Source organism: Mesorhizobium sp. (assembly GCF_965229135.1).
Lineage (GTDB): Bacteria > Pseudomonadota > Alphaproteobacteria > Rhizobiales > Rhizobiaceae > Mesorhizobium.
In genome coordinates this window covers 5,517,458-5,538,710 of sequence record NZ_OZ245860.1, presented here as the reverse complement: position 1 = coordinate 5,538,710, position 21,253 = coordinate 5,517,458, and the positions used below count along the sequence as shown (strand labels likewise).

Genomic DNA, 21,253 nt, shown 5'->3' with positions numbered 1-21,253 from the left:
GGTGTTTTCTGGAACACCCCTCATCAGCGCTAGAGCATGATCCCGAAGGTGGAATCCGGATTTCGGAAAAGGTCATGCTCAAACAAACAGATAGAGCCCCATCCCGATTACATCGGGATGGAACAGGCTCTGTGGCTCCGTCCTAAGCCTTCCGTCGGTCCGACTCGACGCCAACACTCGCACGCGCCACGATCGCCTCCAGCGGTTCCGGCCGGTGCAGCAGGAACCCCTGGCCGAAGGCAACGCCCATCTCGCGCAGGATGTCCAGCATGTCCTGCCGTTCGATCTTCTCCGCAACAACGCTACAGCCGAGACTCCTGGCGATGCTGGTGATGGCCGAGACGATCTCGCGGTCGAAGCTGCTCTCGGCGATGTGCTCGATGAAGGAGCCGTCGATCTTGATCGTATCGACGGGAAAGCGGCGCAGATATTCGAACGAACTCATGCCGGCGCCGAAATCGTCGAGGCTGACGCGGCAGCGCCGCTCGCGCGCCTTGCGCACGAACTGCTCGGCGGCATCGAAATTGGTGACGGCCGCGGTTTCGGTGATCTCGAAACCGATGCCGTGATGCGGCACGCCGGTCTCCTCGATGACGCCGTCGACGAAATCCCACAGGAGCGGGTCGCTCAGCGTCTGTGCCGACAGGTTGAAGCCGAGCGTCAGCGCGCCGGCGCGCAACGCCGCACCATGCTGGGAAAGTGCCGTCCTGATGATCCAGCGGTCGAGCCGCGATGCGATGCCGAAACGCTCGGCGACCGGGATGAATTCGCCGGGCGGCACCAGGCGACCATTGCGGCCGATCATCCGCGCCAGCACCTCGACATGACGGATCTTGTCCCAGGCGTGCCCGAGCAGATGGATCTCCTGGCCAAAAAGTTTCAGCCTTCCGTCTTCCATCGCATCGACCGTGTCGGCGGCGATGCGCGCGGCGTTGAGGCCGCCGGAGCCCGAGGCGGTCTCGGCCGAGAACACCGCGAAGCGGTTGCGCCCGGCGGCCTTCGCCGCGTAGCAGGCATCGTCGGCGCAGGCGAGCGCGTCGGCCACCGTGGTGGAGGCGTCGTCGACAAAGGCGATGCCGATGCTGGCCGCGAGCTTGCGTGACGTCGCCGATCCAAGGTCGGCGTTGCGCACCGAAGCGAGCAAGGCGACGGCCAGCCGCTCGGCCTGCGCGGCATCGCAATCGGGCACCAGCAGCGCGAATTCGTCACCGCCCAGCCGCGCGGCCTGCGCCAGCGCCGGCAGGCAGCCGACAACGCCCCGTGCGACGCTTTTCAGCGCCAGGTCGCCGGCGGCATGGCCGGCGAAATCGTTGAGCGCCTTGAAGTAATCGAGATCGACATAGAACACCGCCAGCGGGCCCGCCGCGATATGCCCGGCCAGCAGCCGGTCGAACGCGGCGCGGTTCAAGAGCCCGGTCAGCGCGTCGTGGCGGGCGGCGTAGGCCAGTTCCTGTTCGCGCAGCTTGTCCTCGGTGATGTCACGCACCGTGCCCAGGATTTGGCCGGCGGCACCGGCGCCGATGAAGCGCACCAGCGATTCCACGTGGCGGATTTCGCCGTCGCGCTTGATGATGCGGTATTGCGAAGCCACCACGCTATCAGAGCCCTCCGGCGGCTGGTGCGCCCGCTCGGTGGCGGCCTTGTCATCGGGATGCAGAAAGGTGTGCCAAAGGCCGGCCGTCACCTCGTCGCTGTCGGCGACCACGCCAAAGATATCGCGGGTGCGCGAGTCCCAGTAGCTCTTGTTGGTGGCGATGTCGTAGTGCCAGATGCCGGTGCCGCTGGCCGCGAGCGCCAGGCGAAAGCGCGCATTGACCTGCTCGAGCTGGTATTCCGCCTGCTTCTGCCGGCTGATGTCGGTCTGCACGCCCATCAGCCTTGTGGGCAGGCCTTCCGCGTCCCGCTCGACGATGCCGCCGCGATCGAGCACCCAGATCCAGTGGCCATCCTTGTGCCTGAGCCGCAGCTCCGTCTCGATGCTGTCGCTCAGCCCAGCAATATGGCGGTCGCCGCTGGCCAGCGCCCGCTCGCGGTCGTCGGGGTGAGTCAGTTGCAGCCAGAGGTCGCTGCTGGCGGCAAGTTCGCCCTCCTGATAGCCAAGCATCCGCGCCCAGGTGGCGGAATAAAAGCACTCGCCGCTCGCGATATCCCAGTCCCACACGCCAAGATGCGCACGTTCCAGCGCACGCGCCCAAAACGTTCCGTTGCGGTTCTTCTTGTCGTTTTCAGCCATGCCCTGGCTTTTGCCCCACGCCAATCAGGCCAATGTGCACAAAACCCGACAAGAAACAGTTACCGCTAAAGCAGCATTTTCGAATGATGCGCGAGATGCTTGTCCGCCAAGGGTTCAGGCGGAACTCCGCAGCATCAGCTCGGCATTCAGCAGTATGCGTCCGGTTCCCGGTTGTGCCGGTGGGGATTTTTCATCGAGCCTCTCCAGCAGAAGCTCGATGGCAAGGCGGCCGATCTCGTTGTAGTTCTGCGCGACCGTCGTGAGCGGCGGACAGGCGTAGCGCGACAGCGGGTGGTCGTCATGCCCGGCGACCCGCAGGTCGCAGTCCGCGCCGTGCCCCACTTTCAGGCCCAGCTGATAGGCGGCGGAGATCACGCCGAGCGCGACGCGGTCATTGGCGCAAAGCACTGTCCTGGTTGGAAAGCCTGGCCCTTTCAGGATGCGGAGCGCCTCGTCGAAGCCGAATTTCTCGAAATCCCACGACCTCGTGTCGGTGACGGGCACGATGGTCGGCGTCATCTTGAACTGCCGCATGGCCTCGACATAGGCATCCTGCCGGGCCTGGGCATTGTTGTTGACGAGCGGCATGGCGAAGTAGCAGGGCGGCTCGCCCGACCGGCAGAGATAATCGACCATGAGCCGGAAACTCTGCCGGTTGTCGGTACCGACGAAGGCCGAGGTCTCGTCAAGCGGCGAGTCCACATAGATCAGTGGGATACTGGCCCCGAGTTCCGCCAGGATGCGATGATGCGACTGCACGCCGAGCGGCGCGATGACGGCGCCGGCTATGTTCATCGACCTGAACGTCTGGATCGCCTGGTCTTCCATTTCGGCGCGCCCGTCCGACGACAGCACGAAGGCCAGGAAGCCGGCGTCGTTGGCGATCGTCTCGATGCGTCGCGTCAGCGCCATGTAGAACGGATCGGTCGAATTCGGGATGATGACGCCGAGGATGTTGCTGCGGCGCCGGTTGAGATTGACGGCGAACATGGAGGGCCGGAAGTCGGACTTCTCAAGCGCCACCTCGATGGCGCTGCGCGTGTTCTTGCGCACCGAACTCGGATCGTTGAAATACTTCGACACCGTCGTGCGAGACAGTCCGACAAAGGCCGAAAACTCCTCCATCGTCCGGATCGTCCTGGCCATTCATGCGCTCCCTGATGCATGTCGCCCAAAAGTGCCCGGCGGTTTTGGGATAACGACATGCATGAAACAAACCCTAGAGCGCGACGCGCTGTCGGGCGCGAACTTAAAATTGAACATATGTCCACATCATACCTCCCAGAAAGATTGCTGTGTCAACCTCGGCAGGGTCGGAATCGCTTAAAGACATGCTCCAGAGCCGTGACCATGCAGCCCACGACAAGTGAACGCGCGTCCAGTTTCTGTTGACTTCATCTTCATCGCGATTTACCCCAGCCGCGGACAGGCGCTATCGTGCAGGCAGGACGCCGCCCGCATTCAGCCCGGCCGGGACGAGAAGGAATTGCAGCAATGAGCCTTTCCCGACGCGGGCAGATCGCCGCCGAATCCGCCGGGGCGACGATTACCGCCGGCGAAATCCTGGTCGAGATCATGGCGACGCAGTTGGGCGTGGGTTTCCTCGAACCGCAGCCGCTGATAGGCCCCTACCCGAGCGGCGCTCCCGCCATCTTCATCGATCAGGTGGCCAGGCTGGGCGGCGGCGCCGGGATCATCGGTTGCGTCGGCCGCGACGATTTCGGCACCATCAATCTGGAAAGGCTGCGGCGCGACGGCGTCGACGTCTCGGCCGTGACGGTCAGCGACCGCTACCCGACCGGCAGCGCCTTCGTGCGCTACCGGCCCGACGGTGGCCGGGACTTCGTCTACAACATCGCCGAGTCCGCCGCCGGTCGGATCGGCCTGACCGCCGAGGCACGCCGCCTTGCGGATGGCGCCGGCCATTTGCATGTCATGGGCTCGACCCTGTCCGTGACCGGGCTGAAGGAGATCGTCGCCTATGCCGCGAAAGCGGTGCGGGCGCGCGGCGGCTCGACATCCTTCGATCCGAATGTGCGCAAGGAACTGATCGACGGCGCCGACGGCGCGCAGTTTTCAGGCCTGGTCGACGATGCCGACCTTCTGCTCCCCTCCGGCGATGAACTGCTCGCGGCCGCCGGGGTCGACGATGAAGACCAGGCGGTGAAGGCATTGATCGCAAGGGGGGTCGGCGAGATCGTGCTGAAGCGCGGCGCCACCGGTTCTTCGTGGTTCGGCGCCGATGGCGGCAGGATCGACTGTGCCGGCTTCGTGGTCGAGGAAATCGATCCAACCGGAGCCGGCGACTGTTTCGGCGCCACCTATCTGACCTGCCGGCGCAAGGGGATGGAGCCGGCCAAAGCGTTGTTCTATGCCAATGCCGCCGGCGCCCGCAATGTGACGCGGCGCGGCCCCATGGAAGGCACCGCCGGCTTCGATGTGCTCGACGCCTTCATCGCCGGCGCAGCGAGGGCGGCATGACCAATCCCCTCGCCGGCCTTGCCGCCGCCCGGAAGAACGGAAGGCCCTACGGCATCACCTCGATCTGCTCGGCACATCCGCTGGTGATCCAGACGGCGATCCGGCGCGCCGTCGCGGACCCGGACGCCGCGCTGCTGATCGAGGCGACCTGCAACCAGGTCAACCAGTTCGGCGGCTACACGGGCATGACGCCGGACCTGTTCATCGCCTTCGTTCGGGAGATCGCCGGCAAGGAAGGTCTTGATCCCCGGCGCATCATCTTCGGCGGCGACCATCTGGGACCGAACCCATGGCGCGCGGAGCCGGCGGCGCAAGCGATGGATAAGGCCGAGGCCATGGTCACCGCCTATGTCCGGGCGGGCTTCACGAAAATCCATCTCGACGCCTCGATGGGATGCGCCGGAGAGCCGGCGGCACTCGACGACGAGACCATCGCCACGCGCGCGGCGCGGCTGGCCAAGGCAGCCGAAAAGGCGGCACGCGCTGCCGGCGGCGCCCTGCCTGTCTATATCATCGGCACCGAGGTTCCCGCCCCGGGCGGTGTCGACCACGCGATCAGCGACCTGAAGCCCACGGAAGCGGCGGCGGCGCGCCGCACGATCGAGCTCCATCGCGAGATCTTTGCCCGCGAGGGTCTTGTGGAGGCATTTGCCCGCGTCATCGCGGTGGTCGTGCAGCCGGGCGTCGAGTTCGGCAGCCAGAACGTCGTCGCCTATCGGCCCGAGGCGTCGAAGGCGCTGACCGGTCTGCTCGATGAGGAACCCTCGCTCGTCTACGAGGCGCATTCCACCGACTACCAGAGCCGTGCGGCGCTGACCGCACTGGTCGCCAACGGCTTTCCGATCCTTAAAGTAGGCCCCGGCCTGACCTTCGCCCTGCGCGAGGCACTTTACGGGCTCGACCTGATCGCCTCCGAAATGGTCAGCGACTATGGCGAGCGCCCGCTTGCCCGCACGATGGAGCGTGTGATGCTGGCATCACCCGGCCATTGGCACAGCCACTATCATGGCAATGAGACGAGCCTCCGTCTGCAGCGCCATTACAGCTACAGCGACCGTATCCGCTATTACTGGACCAACCCCGCCGCCGCCCTTGCCGCCGGCCGGCTGGTCGAGGCGCTGAGCGGCGCCGGCATCCCCGAAACGCTGATGCGCCAGTTCCTGCCGATGCTGCCGGCCGAGCTTGGGCCGGCGGGAAATCCAGAGGCGATCCTCCACGCCGCGATCGGCCAGGTTCTGGCCGACTACGACGCCGCCTGTCGCGGGCATGAAGCCTGAGCGCCCTGGAGCCTGTTCCATCCCGATGTAATCGGGATCATGCTCTAGTTCAGCTCAGCGGTATGCGCGGTTCCTGCACCAGCCAGAAGATCTTTTTCGGGACCAGGTCGGTGATCAGGAAATCGAAGGTCGCCGTCTTCAGCGGGTCGACCTTGCCGCTCCTGAACAGCAGGCGGTCATAGGGCGCCATTTCACGATAATAGTCGGCGAAGCCGCTGGACGCGATGTAGTCCGGCGTCTTGTTGGGCTGATCGAAGGACAGGCCGTCGTCGTCCGTGCTCGGCTGGCCGAGGATAGACTGCAGTTCGAACTGGAATTCGATCCAGCCTTGCCCGCCATTGTTGAGCACGTCGATGCGCATGTTCAGGATGCCATTGGCGAATTCGGCCGCCGCGCCGAACGGCTGGATCGGTTTCACGGCACGGATCGTCAGCGTCACCGGCGTCGCCGAATTCAGCTCTTCGGTGATAACGAACGGGTCGTCCCTGCTGCCGTTGCCCGAGGCGCTGGTGATGTGGAAGCCGCCGAGTTCGTCCGAGAAGGAATAGGCGCCGGTCGTCAGGACGGTTTGTCCGTTCGCGGGCATCGCAAGCGCGGCCAACAGCAAGGCTGCCAGACAGGCCATCGGGCGGATCCGGCCGGCCGGCAAAGGAAAGCGCGTCGACGAAAGGCCAGAAGGCCCGGAAATGCGCATGAAGCCAGTATGGCCTATAAGCCGGCCGCCGAATACTGAAAAACGCGCGTGCCGGGCTCGGTCAGGGCCGCGACATCACGGCGAGGTCACGGTCTCGACGGCGGACCTGGCCGGTTGCTCGGGCTTGCCGAATGGGCTGCTTCGCTCGCAACCGAACAACGCCAGTGAGCCCGCGACGACGAGCAGCATACGAAAAATCAGACCACGCATTGGACGTCCCTCCATCCGGCACAAGGGGTCGACCAGACCCGCCAACGGAACAATCCGGCGATTGAAATGGCCTCCATGGCCAATTTTCCTGGTTTACCGAAGGGTGAGTCGTGGCACGTTGCCGTTGCCGCGACGGTGAAGACTTTCACGCACGGCGAGCCGTCACGCCATCAGGCAACAGCCCGCGGCGCCCGCAGCTCGAAATGCGTGGCGATGGCTCGCGCGACCAGCGCCGGGTCTTCCCAATGCGGATTGTGGCCGCGGTTCTCGGCGCTGACGAAGGCGGCGCCCGCGATTTCATCGCGCAGCCGCTGTTGATGTGTCGCGTCGAACAGCGGGTCGCGTCCGCCACCGATGATGAGCGTCGGTACGCGCAAGGCGCGCGCGCTGGCGGTCAGGTCGGTGCGGCGCACCTGTTCGAGGATGGCGCGCCACAGGGCCGCCGGCATCGCCGACGCTTCCCGCGCCGCCATCATCAGGAACTCCGGCGAAACCTCCGCCTCGCAGGCGTGCCAATAGTCATAGAACGGGTCGGCTGACGATATCGGGTCCCTGAGCCCGCCGACACCGGTGACCATCGGATGGTCGTCGGCGAATTCGGGACGCAGCGTGCCGGCCAGCACAACAAGCCCGCTGAGCAGGTTGGGATGCGCGGCGGCGGTCTCGATGGCCACCATGCTGCCCAGCGAATGGCCGACCAGCACCGGCCGCCGCAACCGTAACGCCTCGATCAGCCCGGCGATATCGGCAGCGAAATCCGCCGGGCTTAAGCCTCCCCTCCCGGCCGGCGAAGCGCCGTGGCCACGCAAATCCGGGATGATGAGCCGGTGGCCTTCCAGATGCGGCGCCATCAGCGAGAAGCTGCGGCTGGTGTCGGTGAAGCCATGCACCAGCACCAGCGCCGGTCTCTCGCCGGGGTTCACCGTCCCGGCGATGTCGACATAGGCGATGTCGGCGCCGCCGACATCGGCACGGAGCTTGGCCTGCGCCCAGCCTTGCTGGTCCGTCGCGATCACAGGCCGAGATTCTTCTTCACGGCCTCCAGCCCGGGCTTGCCATCGAATGTCGTCACCCCGGCCAGCCACGCCTCCAGCTTGCCCGGATTTTCCTTGATCGCCTTCAGCCCCGCTTCCTCCGGCTTCAGGCCGTCATTGATCAGATAGCCCATGCCGACATTCTCGAAATCGACGTCGAAGGCGAGATTCCCCAGGAGCTGCCCGACATTGGGACACTCGGCGACATAGCCCTTGCGCACCTGGGTGCTGACCGTCGCGGCGCCGAAATTCGGCCCGAAGAACTTGTCGCCGCCGGTCAGGTACTTGAAATCATACATCCGGTTCATCGGGTGCGGCGCCCAGCCCTGGAAAACGATGAAGCGCTTTTCCTTGATCTGGTAGCCGACCTCGGAAAGCATGCCGGCCTCGCTGGACTCCACAACCTCCCAACCCTTGAGATCGAGCGACGGGTCGGCGATCGCATCTATCATCAGCTGGTTCGAGCCGGGCTCGATGCCGTACATCTTCTTGCCGAACTTGTCGGCGAACTTGTGCAGGTCGGCGAAATCCTTGACACCGGCCTCCCAGACATAGGTCGGCACGGCGAAAGTGTATTTGGCCCCGGTGAGATTGACGCGCACCGTGTCGATGGAGCCGTCCTTCTTGTATGGCTCGAAATAGGTGACCATGGCCGGGTCCCAATAGCCGAGGAACACGTCAAGATCCTTGTTCTTCAGGGATTCGTAGATGACGTTGACGCCCAGCAGCGAACTCTCCGTCTTGTAGCCGAGCGCGTCGAACAGGGTGCGGGCGACGCCGGTCGTGAAGGCAAGGTCGTTCCAGCCGGGCTCGGCCAAGCGCACGGCCTGACATTGCTGGGGGTCGGCCGCGACGGCCGGCTGCACGGCCAGCGCCAGCGCGAACAGCGAGGCGCCCATTCCAAGGATGCGAAGCATTACAGTTCTCCTCATTGCGGTGTTCTTGACCATTCGGTCCGATTATTGTCCGGCCGGTCAATTGTTGATCTCGGCGGACGAAAATGTCAACGTGGATTCTTGAACGGGGATCGACCGGTGTGAAACTCACGCGCATAAGCGACATCAGGCGCAAGGAGTTACGGCAGGCGGCTTATGTCGTGCTGCAACGCGAAGGGATAGCCGGCGCGACCATCGAGAAGGTCGCCGCCCAGGCCGGCGCGTCCAAGGGCATCGTGCTCCACTATTTCAAGAGCAAGCAGGAGCTGTTCGAACATGCCATGCGCGAGTCCAACCTGGTGCTGCGCGATGCGGTGGTGGCCAGGCTGAAGCAAGCCGAAACGCCGATGCAGCGCATCGACGCCGTCATCGACGGCAATTTCGAACCGCATCTTTTCCAGCCCTCGCTCTGCCACGCCTGGCTGTCGCTGTGTGGCGAGGTGCCGCGCGACGAGAAACTGCGCCGCATCCAGAAGGTCATCCACGGGCGGATGCGTTCGAACCTGATGTCGGGCCTGCGCGACCTCGTTCCCGTCGACGAGGCCGAGGACATCGCCTTCGGCATCACCACGCTGATCGACGGGCTGTGGTTGCGGCTCGGCCTTCAATCCGATGGCGTCACGCGCGACAAGGCGCTGCGCCAGGTCAAGGGTTACGTCGAAGCCCGGCTGGCGATCGCCCGCGCCTAACCGAGTACCGCGTCGGCCGCGGCGCGCCGGCAAGGAGCGGGCCGGAAATCACGCCCTGTTCACCAGATTCTTTTGCCTGCCGCCGACGGAAACTGCGGTGGCGCCCGTTCAATGCTGGACTGAACCGATTGCCTGACAAATTGCCTGAAAGGACGCACTTATGGATTTCAGACCCAGGCTGCGCCACGCGCTCATCCCGCTTGCGCTGCTCATCGCCTCGCCGGCGTTTGCCGGCATGAAGGGCGACACCGATGGCGATGGCAAGCTGTCGCTGGCCGAGTTCCAGGCGTTGACCCGCAAGCAGATCCTGCGCGCCGACACCAATGGTGACGGGAAAGTGTCCCTGGACGAGTGGAAGGCGCGCCCCGCATCAGCCAAGATGAAGGACCCGGAGAAGGTGTTCAAACGGCTGGACACCAACGGCGATGGCTTCATCGATGGCAACGAGATCGACGCCCTGGCCAAGAAGCGCTTCGAGCGGCTGGACACCAATGGCGACGGCTTCCTTAGCCAGGACGAACTCGACGCCCGCAAGGCGGCGAAGAACACGAACGACTGACGACGCAATTGTGCGGACAGCATGCCTTTGACCGCAGGGGAGACAGACGAGGAGCTCCTTGTGCGGATCGCGCGCAATGACCCGGCCGCGACCGCCGACATGGTCGCCCGCAAATTGCCGCGCCTGCTTGGGCTTGCCGCCCGCATGCTTGGTGACCGGGGCGAGGCCGAGGATGTCGCACAGGAAGCATTCCTCAGGATTTGGCAGCAGGCCGCGCGCTGGCAGGCCGGTACCGCGCGCTTCGACACCTGGCTCTATCGGGTGGCGCTCAACCTCTGCTCCGACCGGCTGCGGCGCCGGCGAGAAACCTATGTCGCCGAGGTGCCCGAACAGGCCGACACCGGACCCGCTCCGGACCAGGGCTTGTTCGACAGCGAACGGCAGCGAACCGTGGAAGCCGCCTTGGCGGCCCTGCCAGATAGGCAGCGCGAAGCGATCGTGCTCCATTACTATCAGGAGCTTTCCAACATCGAGGCCGCGTCCATCATGGAGGTCAGCATCGATGCGCTGGAAAGCCTGCTGGCACGGGCGCGGCGCAATCTCAGCGCCTACCTGAAGGGGGACGACGATGAACACTGACAAGGACCGGGATCGATGACGCCCGAACGCTTTGCCGAGATCGTGGAAGCCTATGGCTCCCGCCCCGAACGCTGGCCGCGGGCCGAGCGCGAGGGCGCGCTTGCCTTCATGCAGCGAAATCCCGAAGCGATCGGCAAGCCGCGCGCCGAGGCCAGCCTGCTGGACGGGCTGCTGGACAGGTCCATCGTGGCGCCCGCCAGCCACGAGTTGCGGCAGGCCATTCTTCGGGCAGCCGCCAATCGCCAGGCCGCCCCTGCACTCAGGGCCGCCGACACCCGCCGCAAGGCGAAATCCACGCTCTGGCAACGGATGGGCTTCTGGGGCCGCGGAGCCGGCATTGTCGGCATCGGCCTGGCCGGCGCGCTGGCCGGCGTCTTCACGCTCGCCATTGTCGTGCCGTTGATCGGCCCGGCCTATGACGAAAGCGATGGCCACAACCTCACCGCCTTCAACGATCCCTTGCAGACGGTCTACGGGCAGACGGCAGACGGGCAGGCGCCGGATGAGCAGACGGTGGACGAGTGATGAGTCCGGGATCGCGCACCATCCTCATCGCGGCGTCGCTCGCCTTCAACGTGTTCTTCGTAGGCGCCGCCGGCGGCGCCCTGCTCTGGTATTCGTTCGGCCACGAGCGGCTGGCGCAGCAGGGCCAGGGCCTGCGCTTTGCCGCGCAGCACCTGTCGGCGCCGCAGCAGAAGATTTTCCGCCAGAGGCTGAACCAGGCGCGGCATGACGCGGCCGCCGATGTCGAGGCGGCGCGCAATGGCCGCGCCCAGCTTGCCACGCTGCTGTCGGCCGACACGATCGATCAGCAGGCGGTGGACATCCAGTTGGAAGTGGTGCGCAAGGCCGACATAAACGTGCGCACCGCCGTCGAGAAGGCCGTGCTGGATTTCGCCCAGACGCTGACGCCGGACGAACGGCGCATCTTCGTCCAGGACCTGCGCGGTCGCGGCGCCATGCTGCGCAACGCGGCGCAGAAAAAAGCGCCATAGGCTGCGAGGTTCGCCAGTGGCCTGCTCCACGGTCGGGAGCGGACAGGCCGCCTTCGGATAATTTCAGCGAAAGTGGACATCGGCCCGCCAAGCCCTCGCAAAAAATTGTGATCATTGGACTTGGCCGCCGTTCTTCTCCCTGCGTATGCTGCGGAACGTTCGCAATGAACTGGCTCGCTGGCTCGGCAACCGGGCCATGTAGCGGAGGGCATTCAGGTGGGCATCTTACTTGGCTTCTTGCCCTTTATCGCGTTCTCGCTGCTGGACGACCGGCTCGGCCCAACCAAGGCGCTGGCCATCGGCGCGGCCATCGCGCTGGTTTTGTCGATCAGGGCCTGGCGACAACCGCCACATTCCATCAAGATACTGGAAGGCGGCACGACAATTCTGATGGGTGGCCTTGCGCTCTACACGGCGCTCTCCGGAGCCGCGCTGTCACTGGTGGCGGTACGTCTTTGCGTCGATGCCGGCCTGCTGCTGATCGTCCTCGTCTCAATGGCGATAAAGCAGCCTTTCACCATCCAGTATGCGCGCCAGGAGGTCGATCCCAAATACTGGAACAGCCCTGGCTTCCTGCGAACCAACTACGTCATCACCGGCGCGTGGGCAGCGGCCTTCGCGGTCATGGTGGTCGCCGAAGCCGTGATGGCCGCCGATGCTGATTTTCCACGCGCCGTCGGCTTCGGCGTGGTCATCGCGGCGCTGCTTGCCGCGCTTGGCTTCACAATCTGGCGTTCAAGGCGCGCGCGCTCCATGGCGGAGTAGGAAAAGATGGATACGCTGGCGCGAGCAATCGTCTACGGCATTCCGCTCGTGATGATGGAACTGACGAGGAAGCGCATGACCAATGTCGCCCGCGCCGGATACAGCGCGGCGCCTGTCAACCAGTTTGCGCATGTTCCAATCTACCCCCCCGCCGACTTCAAGAATATCGTTCGAGCAAATGTCGACACCCTGTATTCCTCGGCCTTCCTCGATCTTTCCGCTGAGCCGGTTGTGTTGTCGGTTCCCGACACCGAGGACCGCTACTATCTGCTGCCGATGATGGACGCATGGACGAATGTCTTTGCCTCGCCGGGCGCACGGACAACGGGCACCAGGGCCAGCGCCTTTGCCATCACCGGCCCAAACTGGCGCGCGCCGCTGCCGCCAGGATTGCAAGGGCTTGCATCACCCACGAACATGGCCTGGATACTGGGCCGGACACAGACCAACGGGCCGGCGGACTACCCGGCTGTGCATGCTGTCCAGGCCGGCTTCAAGCTCACGCCGCTATCCCAATTCGGCAAGTCCTATGTCGAGCCGCAAGGCATCGTCGACGCAAGCACGGACATGAAGACGCCTCCGGTCGAGCAACTTCAGGCCATGACAGGCGAACAGTTCTTCGCGGAGCTGGCGCGGCTGTTGATATCGAATCCGCCAAGCGCCGCGGATGCTGCGATGGTCGCCGAACTTGCGACGATAGGGATCGTGCCGGGCGAGCCATGGAACGTCGGCGAACTCGACCCGGCCATGCACGACGCGTTGGAAGGCGCGGTTGCCGCGGCCATCCAGATGCTTCGTCGCAAGGCCGGCCAGATCATGGCGACCTCGGTCAACGGATGGCGCATTCCCAGGATGGATATTGGCGCGTTCGGCACGAATTATGAGCTGCGGGCGTTGATCGCGCTGATCGCGATCGGCGCCAACATTCCGGCCGATTCCATTTATCCCACGGCATATGACGACGCGGCCGGCGAACCGCTCAACGGCGCCAATCGCTATGTCCTGCATTTTGATGCGGGGCTGACGCCACCCGTCAAGGCCTTCTGGTCGGTGACCATGTATGACCCCGACTCGTTCTTCGTGAAAAATGCCATCGATCGCCATGCCGTGAGCAGCTGGATGCCGCTTTCACGCAACGCCGACGGCTCGCTGGATATCTTCATCCAGAACGAGGCGCCCGGTGACGGCAAGGACGCGAACTGGCTTCCCGCACCGGAAGGCGCGTTCAATATCACGATGAGAATGTACTGGCCGAAGGCCGGAGCCCCATCCATTATCGACGGATCCTGGCAGCCTCCGGCCATCGGCAAGGTAAACTAGGAATCTGTGTGGAAGGTTGGGCCGGGGATACACCCCCGGCGTCTCCTGAACACCCGGATCGCAGGACACCCGCCAATGCAAGTCGCCCAAAAGCGTGCAGCGGTTTTGGGATAGCGAGATGCATGAAAATCAAGACCTGAAGCGCGTCACATGACCCACTTCAAGCGGGCGGGTGATTGTTCACTGGCTGGATCCAACCACCGCGCCAACAGCCGCGCCGCCTAGCCCACCAACCACCGCGCCGCCGGTTCCGGCAATGGCGGCGCCAGCCAAGGCGCCCGAGCCGGCGCCGATAACCGCGCCGGTGGCGGTGCGCATCGCGTGCGTCGAGCCACAGCCGGCAAGTGAGACCGCCATGAAGGACACGATGAGAATTCGGTACATATCTGCCGCTCCAAAGGTTGGGTTGAGCGCGGAGGGTGGAGCGACAAGGTTAACGTTCCCTTGCCGCGCGGGATACAAATCGCGCATTTCCCCAGCCGGCTTCAGCGGCGGTTTCCCGCCGGTCCATGCCCCGGCGCAAGTCGCGCCGGTGCCTTCAAGGCAATACGGCACTGCCGGGCGAGGCAGCCACGATGACGCGTGTAGGTAAGTTCCAGCTCGCGCGGGTGTGTCCTTAAGTCGCGAATTATTGGCTTCTTATGGCAGGCCTCGGGCTTCACTGAGGCCGCGACCAACACCATATGATGATCCACAGCCTTTTAAAACGAGACAAGCTCGCCTCGGCGTGGTCGCGCCGCGGCCGTCAGCCGGCATCGGCTCATGAACCAGGACCCTGAAAACCATCATGCGTGACAATATCAGACCGATTTCGAAAGACGTCCCCCTCATCCAGCTAGGCGTCCATCAGTGCCGCTTCCCGGTCAGCGAAGACCCAACCGTACCCGGCGGTTACCGTTTTTGTGCCGGGCCAACGTCGACGGAACGCGTCTACTGCGATCACCACCACGGTATCGTGACCGCCGTCGACCCGCGTCGAGCCCGTCACTCCCTCGCCCAACGACGCGCCGCCTAGCTTACATTTTGCTGGGTCGAGCCGTGCGCGCTGGAGGCCCTCTCAACCGGCCGATGTGGCGGTGAAAACCGCGAACTGAGCATCGAAAGCGCGCCTGAAGGCAGGCCTCGCTTCGCCGCGCGAGACATAGGCTGACAGGTTGGGAAATTCGTTCAGCATGCCCGATGCGCTCAACCGGCGCAGCACGCCGATCATGACCAGGTCGCCGGCGCTGAACGTGCCGTCGAGCCAATCGGCATTGCCCAGCCTGTCCGAGAGCGCGGCCAGGCGGCTGCGTATGCGATCGTCGATCAGCGGCATTCGTTGCGCGCGCCAGGTCGCATCGCCCTCCACGAACATTGCCGTTGAACGTTCGAGGATCGGCGGCTCGATGGTGCTGAGCGCGGCAAACATCCAGGTGATCGCGCGTGCCCTTGCATTCGCATCGTCCGGCAGCAGGCCACGATGGCGTTCCGCGACATGGAACACGATCGCCCCGGACTCGAACAAAGTGAGATCGCCCTCCTCATAGGTCGGAATCTGCCCGAAGGGATGAAGCGCCAGATGCGCGGGTTCCTTCATGTCGCCGAAGGAAACAAGACGGACATCATAGGGCTGGCCGACCTCTTCCAGCGCCCAGCGAACCGGCATGTCACGCGCCAGCCCCCTGCCACCGTCGGGCGACCGTTCAAAGACGGTGATGGTGGGGATCGTGGATGCCTTCATGTCGTCGTCTCCCTTTGAAGATCGTGGCAAGCAAAGGACGAAGCGGGAGTTTGAGTTCCGACACGAGGGTGCGAAAAGTTCGCCAAGGGCCTTGGTAAGTGTAAGGCAAGGTCAGCCTTCGACCCCTTCGCTGTCGCTGGTCGCTATGAATGACGTTCCTTATTCCGGACGCTAGGGTGGCCGAAGCTGTCGCAATTTTGGGGAATTTCGCGACAAACGGCATGGCCAGAACTGGCATGGGCTTGTTTTAATTTCAGATTGGCCGGTCGCAAATGACTGTGCAATCTGGCATCCATTGGGGCCTAATCATGATCGACCGGAGGAACAATGAGCGATCACCAAGAACACAACCCATTTGATGGCCCTCAGATGCAGGGAATGCACTACGAGCGGGCTGATATGTCGGGCGCTAATTTCGATGGTGTAAACCTCACGGACGCACGATTTTACGCTGTTTTGACTAAGGCAAAATTCACCGACACCAATTTAAGCGAAGCGCTTTTTGACGATATCTGCCTTGCAGACGCGCGCTTTAACAACATCGATATGTCCGGAACCACCATCACGAACGCAAATCTATCGCGATTGACCATACGCGATGTCACATTGGCAAATTCAGACATCCAAGACGCCGATTTGACCGGGATGCGGATCAACGGCGTTCTCGTAACCGATCTATTCATGGCCTATGAACAGACAAAGACCTGAAGAAACTCGACTTACGCGACTGATTTTCGCGACATTGGGGAAGTCCGCTTTCGCACCGTGTCAGCCCGGAAGCTGACTGATCGGTTCCCACCCCATCTAGGTCGTTTGGGGCAGCCAACCGATTGTGCTCTACCGGACCTGATGTAGTATTCAAACAGGTTATCCTGACGATCACTGATGAGCCAGTGACCGATAGCGCGGTCGAAAAGGTGCTGCCCTGGCTCGCTGACTTCTACACAGTGCCTTTGGTTGACCCCAATCAGCGAACCCAAAACCCGCCTGACCTTCTAATTCGATCCATAACTTCTGGCGCCTTTAAAACAAAGGGCCAAGGCTAGTCCGTGAACCCATAAGGCCGGCTCGAACCGTTGATGCCTTGAGCTGCGTATGTCATCGATTGACTAAACTTGGAGGTGGTGAATGTTTGGGAAGCCTAAGAACGATCTCTCGCCGCCGCCGAATGCGAAGAGCGCGAAGGCTGTCGAAGTTTTGCGGGTATGGGCGGAGCCTGGGACCGCACAGCAACTTGTTCTCAGAACAACGCGGAAAGAACCCGGCGCGTGGGGGCTTTTGCTCGCCGACGTCGCCCGTCATGCAGCAAAGGCCTACGCCACAGAAGGTTTGCCCGAAGCGCAGGCTCTTGATCGGATTCTGCAGTTGTTCCAAGCTGAATTTGCCGAGCGCACGGGCACGCCATCGTAGATTGTGGAGATATAAAAATCTTCATCCAGGACAGTTAGCGATGACCCGCAGGACTATTGCCATCTGGGCAGCTATTCTTCTCGCCGCTTGGTTTCTTGTGCCGCCTCTGTTTGGATTCAGAGGCTGGGAATGGCATCAGAAGCTCGTGCTTGAGGTCGAGACCCCCAGCGGCATCAAACGGGGTGGGAGCACTGTCGAAATTCACGCCCGCACGGAACCGAATTGGCTCCCTATTTCAGCAGCGGGCGGCATCCAAAGCTATGTCAAAGGGGAATCGGCCTTTGTCGAAGTAGCTCCAGGTAAATATCTATTTGCGATATTGGACTACGCGTCCGGCACCGATCGTGCATTCTCCACGTTTCCGGAGGTCGGAACGGACGGCTACCGCCGCGCCAGCGCAATGAAGACGTTTCGGGGAACACGTGTCGTGGCCCGAGACAAGTATCCGGATTTTGTCACGTTCGACGATATATCTAATCCAAAGTCGATAAAGAGAGTCGATCCCGACAACCTGTCGGCGACGTTTGGACCTGGTGTAGCACTCAAAGGGGTTACCCTGACGATCACTGATGAGCCAGTGACCGATAGCGCGGTCGAAAAGGTGCTGCCTTGGCTCGCTGACTTCTACACAGTGCCTTTGGTTAACCCCAATCAGCGAACCCAAAACCCGCCTGACCTTCTAATTCGATCCATAACTTCTGGCGCCTTTAAAACAAAGGGCCAAGGCTAGTACCCGAAATGCACTGGATGACAGGTACAACCAAGCCCCCCGCCTATCCCCCCAACGCCAACAGGGCGAATGCGACGCCTGCCTTGTAAAAACCGTGAGCAAGACCCGCGATGCAGCCTCCGACAACCAAGACTGAGCCGACAATCGACAAGAGGATAATCTCCTTCGGGCTCGGGTGGTGAATTGGCGGATAGTTCTCCCGAATTTTCAGGATTTCTTCGCGAAGCTGCGGGTCCCTGGCCAGGTCTTCGTACTCGCGGTGAAACGCCACTTTCCGTGCGAGCGTCAGCAGCATCGTCAAGGCCATCCAGCTTATCCCGAAAAGCCAGATGCTGATCAGATAAATCTGCGGATGAAGAACATGATGGCTGTCCAAACATACTTGTTGAAAGGAAATCTTGCGACTTATTGAACTGCGACTTCCGGAGAACCACCATCCGTTTTCAGTCGTTGTCAGCGGTTGAGAACGAGGTTGCGAACCCGGAATCCGCTTGAGAGAAAAAGGCATGGATGAACGCCGCGAGCAGGGCAACTACAGTGCCGGCAGTCATGCCCGCCCATTGACTGTCTTCGTACCTAAGTTCCAAACGACGCTTCAAGTCAATTCTTCTCCTGCTTGTCTCGAATACTGTTAAATCCTTACCCCCCGCTTGCGACGCTGCCGACAGCGATAAGGTGTCGACCACTCAGGGCAACCACCGATTGCGTGCTGCCCCCACCGGCATGATCTCGAAGATGTGATCCGGTTTCCGCGACGGATCATGCTCAAATAGGCAAATGGAGCTGGCCTCGATTCCGTCGGGGTGCAACAGGTTCCAGTCGTGGGCGGGAAATTCACCTCATCTTACTTTGGGAATGGCGCCAGTGCGGAAGACGGGCCAAATCGCCGTGATCAAGACCGACCTGTCCGATGTCTATCTCGGCTACATCTCCTGCCTGAACAAGCAGGACTGGAACAGGCTCGGGCGTTTCGTCGATGACGAGGTCCACCACAATGGCCGCGGGCTTGGCCTGTCCGGCTATCGCGAGATGCTGGAGCGGGATTTTCGCGACATCCCCGACCTTCAGTTCAACGTCCAGATGATGATGGCCGAACCATCCCGCATCGCCAGCCGCCTCCTCTTCAACTGCACGCCGAGGGGAGAATTCCTCGGCCTGCCGATCAACGGCCGGAAAATCTCCTTCAGCGAGAATGTCTTCTACGAGTTTCGCGCCGACAGGATCGTGCGCGTCTGGTCGGTCATCGACAAGGCGGCCATAGAAGCGCAACTGCGGCCCGAGCTTGCGACCGCCTGACAGTCGTGACTTCAGGGTTGCGGCCAACGTTTGCACAGTAACCAGCGCCCCAGCATCCTCATAACCAGCGACGCGCAGTGCTGTTGCGATATCAGCGCCAGCCCGCGAGAACCACAACCCGCACCATCGCGGCCACCTCGCGGCCGCGTGACGCCAGCTCCCGCACGACCGCGCGCCCGACATGGCCGGTGGCTCCCGTGACGAGGATCATTTCGCTGCTCCGACATTGCCGCTTGACCAACATATATCTCTGCGGTTATACGTCAACCAATAGCCAGCGGGTTATCAATCGAATGCCGAACGCTCACGATATCCTCTTCACGACGCTTGCCGATCCGACCCGGCGCGCGATCTTCGAACGGCTGTGCCGCGAGGGAGAACAGACCGTCGGCGCGCTCACGGCACAGGCCGGCGTATCACAGCCGGCCGTTTCGAAGCACCTCGGCGTGCTCAGGCGCGCGGGCCTGGTGCGCGACCGCCATGAAGGACGCCAGACCCATTACAGCGCCCAGCTGGCGGCACTTTCGCCGCTGGTCGACTGGACCAGACAGATGAACGCGTTCTGGGAAAGCCGGTTCGACGACCTCGAAAACCTGCTCAAGAGAATGGACCAATGACCAGCATCGCGACCGAGACGCGCTCCGTGATCGTCGAGCGCGAGATAGCCTATCCGCCGGAAAAGATCTGGCGCGCGCTGACCCAGCCGCACCTGATCGAGGAATGGCTGATGAATAACGATTTCGTGCCGGTCGCCGGCCATCGCTTCAACCTGCGCAAGGAGCCTCAGCCCGGCATCAGCATCGTCGTCGACTGCAAGGTCACGGCGGTCGAGCCCAACAGGACGCTGTCCTACACATGGGATGCCCATGGCCTCGAAAGCACCGTCACCTGGACGCTGACGGCCACCCCCACCGGCACGCGCCTGCGCATGGAACAGTCGGGCTTCCGGCCGGACCAGGAACAGGCCTACCGGGGCGCGAGAAGCGGCTGGCACCATTATCTCGCGGCCCTGGAGCGGATCCTGGCGCGCACGGACTGAAGACCGCCGGCAAGCGGATCGCCCGATCCGCATCGGCTCAATTTTGACGGGAGGTCCCCTTGAACTGGAACAAATGGTTTCGGCAGGTCCATCGCTGGCTGTCGATCATCTTCACACTGGTCGTCGCCGCCATCTGGATCGCCCTGGGCCTCGGCAGGCAACCCGCCCAATGGGTGTATTTCCTGCCGCTGCTGCCGCTCGCCTTCCTGCTGCTCACCGGGCTCTATCTGTTCGCCCTGCCCTATGCCTCCAAATGGCGGGGATCGCCGGTCGCAGGATGAACGACGCTTACATTGACGCCTGCCGGAGCAACTGAAGACCAAGCCCTGCTTTTGCGGGGCGGCGCCAACACGCCCATCTGCAAGGAGAAATAGCGATGAAGATCAAGTTGACCACCATCCATGTCGACGACCAGGAAAAGGCCCTGCGCTTCTATACCGACGTGCTCGGCTTCACCAGGAAAGCCGATTTCAGCAACGGTCCCTATCGCTGGCTGACGGTGACCTCTCCCGACGATCCCGATGGAACCGAACTGCAGCTTGCGCTCAACGACAACCCGGCGGCAAAGGCCTACCAGCAGGCGATTTTCCAGCAGGGCCAGCCGGCGGTGATGTTCTTCACCGACGACATCAAGGCCGACCACGCGCGCATCCAGGCGCGCGGCGCCACCTTCACCATGGCGCCGACCGAGGTGACGGGATCGACCATCGCCCAGCTCAACGACGGCTGCGGCAACCTCGTCCAGATCACCCAGCTGGCGCGCTGGTGACGAACGGCAAAATGGCCCGCCCGGCGAACGGCGCGCCGCCGTCGCGGGATATGGTGCAAACCGCCGTTTGACGGCAGTATGAAAGCGCATTGAAGCAAGGGTGCCGCATGACTCCATCCGACCATATCGACCAGTTGATCGCCGGGCTCCCGGACTGGCGCGGCAAGACGCTCGCCGGCATTCGCAAGGCCATTCTCGAAGCCGGTCCCGAGATCGTCGAGGAATGGAAGTGGATGGGCAGCCCCGTCTGGTGCAGCGACGGCAACATGGTGGTCGGCAACGCCCACAAGGACAAGGTGAAGCTCACCTTCTCGCACGGCGCGAGCCTGCCCGATCCCGCCAAGCTGTTCAACAATGGCTTTGGCGGCAAGGTGTGGCGGTCGATCGACCTCTTCGAGGGCGACGAACTCGACGCACAGGCGTTCAAGGAACTGATCCGCGCCGCCGTCGACTACAACCAGGCCAAGGCCAGGAAGAAGGCGCCCGCCCGGACCAAGGCCGGGAAGTAGCAGGCCGGC

The 21,253-nt window shown here is 62.9% G+C and carries 29 protein-coding genes; 19 read left to right on the top strand and 10 right to left on the bottom strand.

The window, feature by feature from the left end:
- Positions 1-142 precede the first annotated feature (142 nt).
- Positions 143-2,233 carry an EAL domain-containing protein gene (locus ACO07C_RS26675; protein WP_421917158.1) on the bottom strand — a complete coding sequence of 697 codons (2,091 nt, stop codon included), beginning with the start codon at positions 2,231-2,233 and terminating at the stop codon, positions 143-145.
- Positions 2,234-2,347: 114 nt separating this feature from the next.
- Positions 2,348-3,358: a LacI family DNA-binding transcriptional regulator gene (locus ACO07C_RS26670; RefSeq protein WP_421917613.1), complete on the bottom strand. Its 1,011-nt coding sequence runs from the start codon at positions 3,356-3,358 to the stop codon at positions 2,348-2,350.
- Between the two features lie 369 nt (positions 3,359-3,727).
- Here ACO07C_RS26670 and ACO07C_RS26665 point away from each other — a divergent pair, with 369 nt between their 5' ends.
- Positions 3,728-4,714 carry a sugar kinase gene (locus ACO07C_RS26665; RefSeq protein ID WP_421917157.1) on the top strand — a complete coding sequence of 329 codons (987 nt, stop codon included), beginning with the start codon at positions 3,728-3,730 and terminating at the stop codon, positions 4,712-4,714.
- Entirely contained in the window at positions 4,711-5,991 is a 1,281-nt protein-coding gene (locus tag ACO07C_RS26660) for a D-tagatose-bisphosphate aldolase, class II, non-catalytic subunit (protein WP_421917156.1), read from the top strand. Before ACO07C_RS26665 ends, ACO07C_RS26660 begins: the two co-directional genes overlap by 4 nt.
- Before the next feature lie 49 nt (positions 5,992-6,040).
- Here the strand turns inward: ACO07C_RS26660 and ACO07C_RS26655 are convergent, their stop codons facing one another.
- The 4 genes from ACO07C_RS26655 to choX form a co-directional block, all read right to left on the bottom strand.
- A complete protein-coding gene (locus ACO07C_RS26655; RefSeq protein WP_421917155.1) occupies positions 6,041-6,616 on the bottom strand; it encodes a hypothetical protein in 576 nt (191 codons plus the stop codon).
- A gap of 144 nt (positions 6,617-6,760) precedes the next feature.
- Positions 6,761-6,895 carry a hypothetical protein gene (locus ACO07C_RS26650; RefSeq protein ID WP_421917154.1) on the bottom strand — a complete coding sequence of 45 codons (135 nt, stop codon included), beginning with the start codon at positions 6,893-6,895 and terminating at the stop codon, positions 6,761-6,763.
- Between the two features lie 170 nt (positions 6,896-7,065).
- On the bottom strand, positions 7,066-7,911 hold the full coding sequence (locus tag ACO07C_RS26645) for an alpha/beta fold hydrolase (protein WP_421917153.1): 846 nt from the start codon (positions 7,909-7,911) through the stop codon (positions 7,066-7,068).
- Positions 7,908-8,846, bottom strand: a complete 939-nt coding sequence (choX, locus tag ACO07C_RS26640) for a choline ABC transporter substrate-binding protein (RefSeq protein ID WP_421917152.1) — start codon at positions 8,844-8,846, stop codon at positions 7,908-7,910. The genes ACO07C_RS26645 and choX overlap by 4 nt, the downstream gene beginning before the upstream one ends.
- Before the next feature lie 83 nt (positions 8,847-8,929).
- Between choX and betI the strand changes: the two genes are divergently transcribed.
- The 7 genes from betI to ACO07C_RS26605 all read left to right on the top strand — a co-directional run bounded on the left by betI (position 8,930) and on the right by ACO07C_RS26605 (position 13,771).
- Entirely contained in the window at positions 8,930-9,553 is a 624-nt protein-coding gene (gene betI, locus ACO07C_RS26635) for a choline-responsive transcriptional repressor BetI (protein ID WP_421917151.1), read from the top strand.
- 160 nt (positions 9,554-9,713) lie between these two features.
- The gene (locus ACO07C_RS26630) at positions 9,714-10,112 is read left to right on the top strand and encodes an EF-hand domain-containing protein (RefSeq protein ID WP_421917150.1); all 399 of its coding nucleotides are present in this window, start codon (positions 9,714-9,716) and stop codon (positions 10,110-10,112) included.
- Between the two features lie 21 nt (positions 10,113-10,133).
- Positions 10,134-10,691 (top strand): RNA polymerase sigma factor, encoded by a 558-nt coding sequence (locus tag ACO07C_RS26625; protein ID WP_421917149.1) that lies wholly within the window; start codon positions 10,134-10,136, stop codon positions 10,689-10,691.
- Between the two features lie 15 nt (positions 10,692-10,706).
- Positions 10,707-11,216, top strand: a complete 510-nt coding sequence (locus ACO07C_RS26620) for a hypothetical protein (protein ID WP_421917148.1) — start codon at positions 10,707-10,709, stop codon at positions 11,214-11,216.
- Positions 11,216-11,686 carry a periplasmic heavy metal sensor gene (locus ACO07C_RS26615; RefSeq protein ID WP_421917147.1) on the top strand — a complete coding sequence of 157 codons (471 nt, stop codon included), beginning with the start codon at positions 11,216-11,218 and terminating at the stop codon, positions 11,684-11,686. Before ACO07C_RS26620 ends, ACO07C_RS26615 begins: the two co-directional genes overlap by 1 nt.
- A gap of 216 nt (positions 11,687-11,902) precedes the next feature.
- Entirely contained in the window at positions 11,903-12,451 is a 549-nt protein-coding gene (locus tag ACO07C_RS26610) for a hypothetical protein (RefSeq protein ID WP_421917146.1), read from the top strand.
- 6 nt (positions 12,452-12,457) lie between these two features.
- Positions 12,458-13,771 carry a DUF1254 domain-containing protein gene (locus tag ACO07C_RS26605; RefSeq protein ID WP_421917145.1) on the top strand — a complete coding sequence of 438 codons (1,314 nt, stop codon included), beginning with the start codon at positions 12,458-12,460 and terminating at the stop codon, positions 13,769-13,771.
- Positions 13,772-13,951: 180 nt separating this feature from the next.
- Here the strand turns inward: ACO07C_RS26605 and ACO07C_RS26600 are convergent, their stop codons facing one another.
- Positions 13,952-14,155, bottom strand: coding sequence for a glycine zipper 2TM domain-containing protein (locus ACO07C_RS26600; protein ID WP_421917144.1), 204 nt, complete (start codon positions 14,153-14,155; stop codon positions 13,952-13,954).
- A 403-nt stretch (positions 14,156-14,558) separates the two neighbouring features.
- Here ACO07C_RS26600 and ACO07C_RS26595 point away from each other — a divergent pair, with 403 nt between their 5' ends.
- A complete protein-coding gene (locus ACO07C_RS26595) occupies positions 14,559-14,786 on the top strand; it encodes a GcrA family cell cycle regulator (RefSeq protein WP_421917143.1) in 228 nt (75 codons plus the stop codon).
- A 42-nt stretch (positions 14,787-14,828) separates the two neighbouring features.
- Here the strand turns inward: ACO07C_RS26595 and ACO07C_RS26590 are convergent, their stop codons facing one another.
- Entirely contained in the window at positions 14,829-15,491 is a 663-nt protein-coding gene (locus tag ACO07C_RS26590; RefSeq protein WP_421917142.1) for a glutathione S-transferase family protein, read from the bottom strand.
- Positions 15,492-15,818: 327 nt separating this feature from the next.
- On the opposite strand from ACO07C_RS26590, the gene ACO07C_RS26585 reads away from it, so the two are divergent.
- The 3 genes from ACO07C_RS26585 (at position 15,819) to ACO07C_RS26575 (ending at position 17,631) form a co-directional block, all read left to right on the top strand.
- Positions 15,819-16,199, top strand: coding sequence for a pentapeptide repeat-containing protein (locus tag ACO07C_RS26585; RefSeq protein ID WP_421917141.1), 381 nt, complete (start codon positions 15,819-15,821; stop codon positions 16,197-16,199).
- Positions 16,200-16,619: 420 nt separating this feature from the next.
- Positions 16,620-16,901 carry a DUF5076 domain-containing protein gene (locus ACO07C_RS26580; RefSeq protein WP_421917140.1) on the top strand — a complete coding sequence of 94 codons (282 nt, stop codon included), beginning with the start codon at positions 16,620-16,622 and terminating at the stop codon, positions 16,899-16,901.
- A 40-nt stretch (positions 16,902-16,941) separates the two neighbouring features.
- Positions 16,942-17,631: a hypothetical protein gene (locus tag ACO07C_RS26575; RefSeq protein WP_421917139.1), complete on the top strand. Its 690-nt coding sequence runs from the start codon at positions 16,942-16,944 to the stop codon at positions 17,629-17,631.
- A 43-nt stretch (positions 17,632-17,674) separates the two neighbouring features.
- Here the strand turns inward: ACO07C_RS26575 and ACO07C_RS26570 are convergent, their stop codons facing one another.
- A complete protein-coding gene (locus tag ACO07C_RS26570; protein WP_421917138.1) occupies positions 17,675-18,139 on the bottom strand; it encodes a hypothetical protein in 465 nt (154 codons plus the stop codon).
- Positions 18,140-18,486: 347 nt separating this feature from the next.
- On the opposite strand from ACO07C_RS26570, the gene ACO07C_RS26565 reads away from it, so the two are divergent.
- A complete protein-coding gene (locus tag ACO07C_RS26565; RefSeq protein ID WP_421917137.1) occupies positions 18,487-18,927 on the top strand; it encodes an ester cyclase in 441 nt (146 codons plus the stop codon).
- Between the two features lie 91 nt (positions 18,928-19,018).
- On the opposite strand, the gene ACO07C_RS26560 is transcribed toward ACO07C_RS26565, so the two are convergent.
- Positions 19,019-19,138 carry an NAD-dependent epimerase/dehydratase family protein gene (locus tag ACO07C_RS26560; RefSeq protein WP_421917136.1) on the bottom strand — a complete coding sequence of 40 codons (120 nt, stop codon included), beginning with the start codon at positions 19,136-19,138 and terminating at the stop codon, positions 19,019-19,021.
- Between the two features lie 82 nt (positions 19,139-19,220).
- On the opposite strand from ACO07C_RS26560, the gene ACO07C_RS26555 reads away from it, so the two are divergent.
- The 5 genes from ACO07C_RS26555 (at position 19,221) to ACO07C_RS26535 (ending at position 21,244) form a co-directional block, all read left to right on the top strand.
- Entirely contained in the window at positions 19,221-19,544 is a 324-nt protein-coding gene (locus tag ACO07C_RS26555) for an ArsR/SmtB family transcription factor (RefSeq protein ID WP_421917135.1), read from the top strand.
- Entirely contained in the window at positions 19,541-19,966 is a 426-nt protein-coding gene (locus ACO07C_RS26550) for an SRPBCC family protein (RefSeq protein WP_421917134.1), read from the top strand. Before ACO07C_RS26555 ends, ACO07C_RS26550 begins: the two co-directional genes overlap by 4 nt.
- Before the next feature lie 59 nt (positions 19,967-20,025).
- Positions 20,026-20,247, top strand: a complete 222-nt coding sequence (locus ACO07C_RS26545) for a hypothetical protein (RefSeq protein WP_421917133.1) — start codon at positions 20,026-20,028, stop codon at positions 20,245-20,247.
- Positions 20,248-20,342: 95 nt separating this feature from the next.
- On the top strand, positions 20,343-20,735 hold the full coding sequence (locus ACO07C_RS26540; RefSeq protein WP_421917132.1) for a VOC family protein: 393 nt from the start codon (positions 20,343-20,345) through the stop codon (positions 20,733-20,735).
- Between the two features lie 107 nt (positions 20,736-20,842).
- Entirely contained in the window at positions 20,843-21,244 is a 402-nt protein-coding gene (locus tag ACO07C_RS26535) for a DUF1801 domain-containing protein (protein WP_421917131.1), read from the top strand.
- Positions 21,245-21,253: the final 9 nt, after the last annotated feature.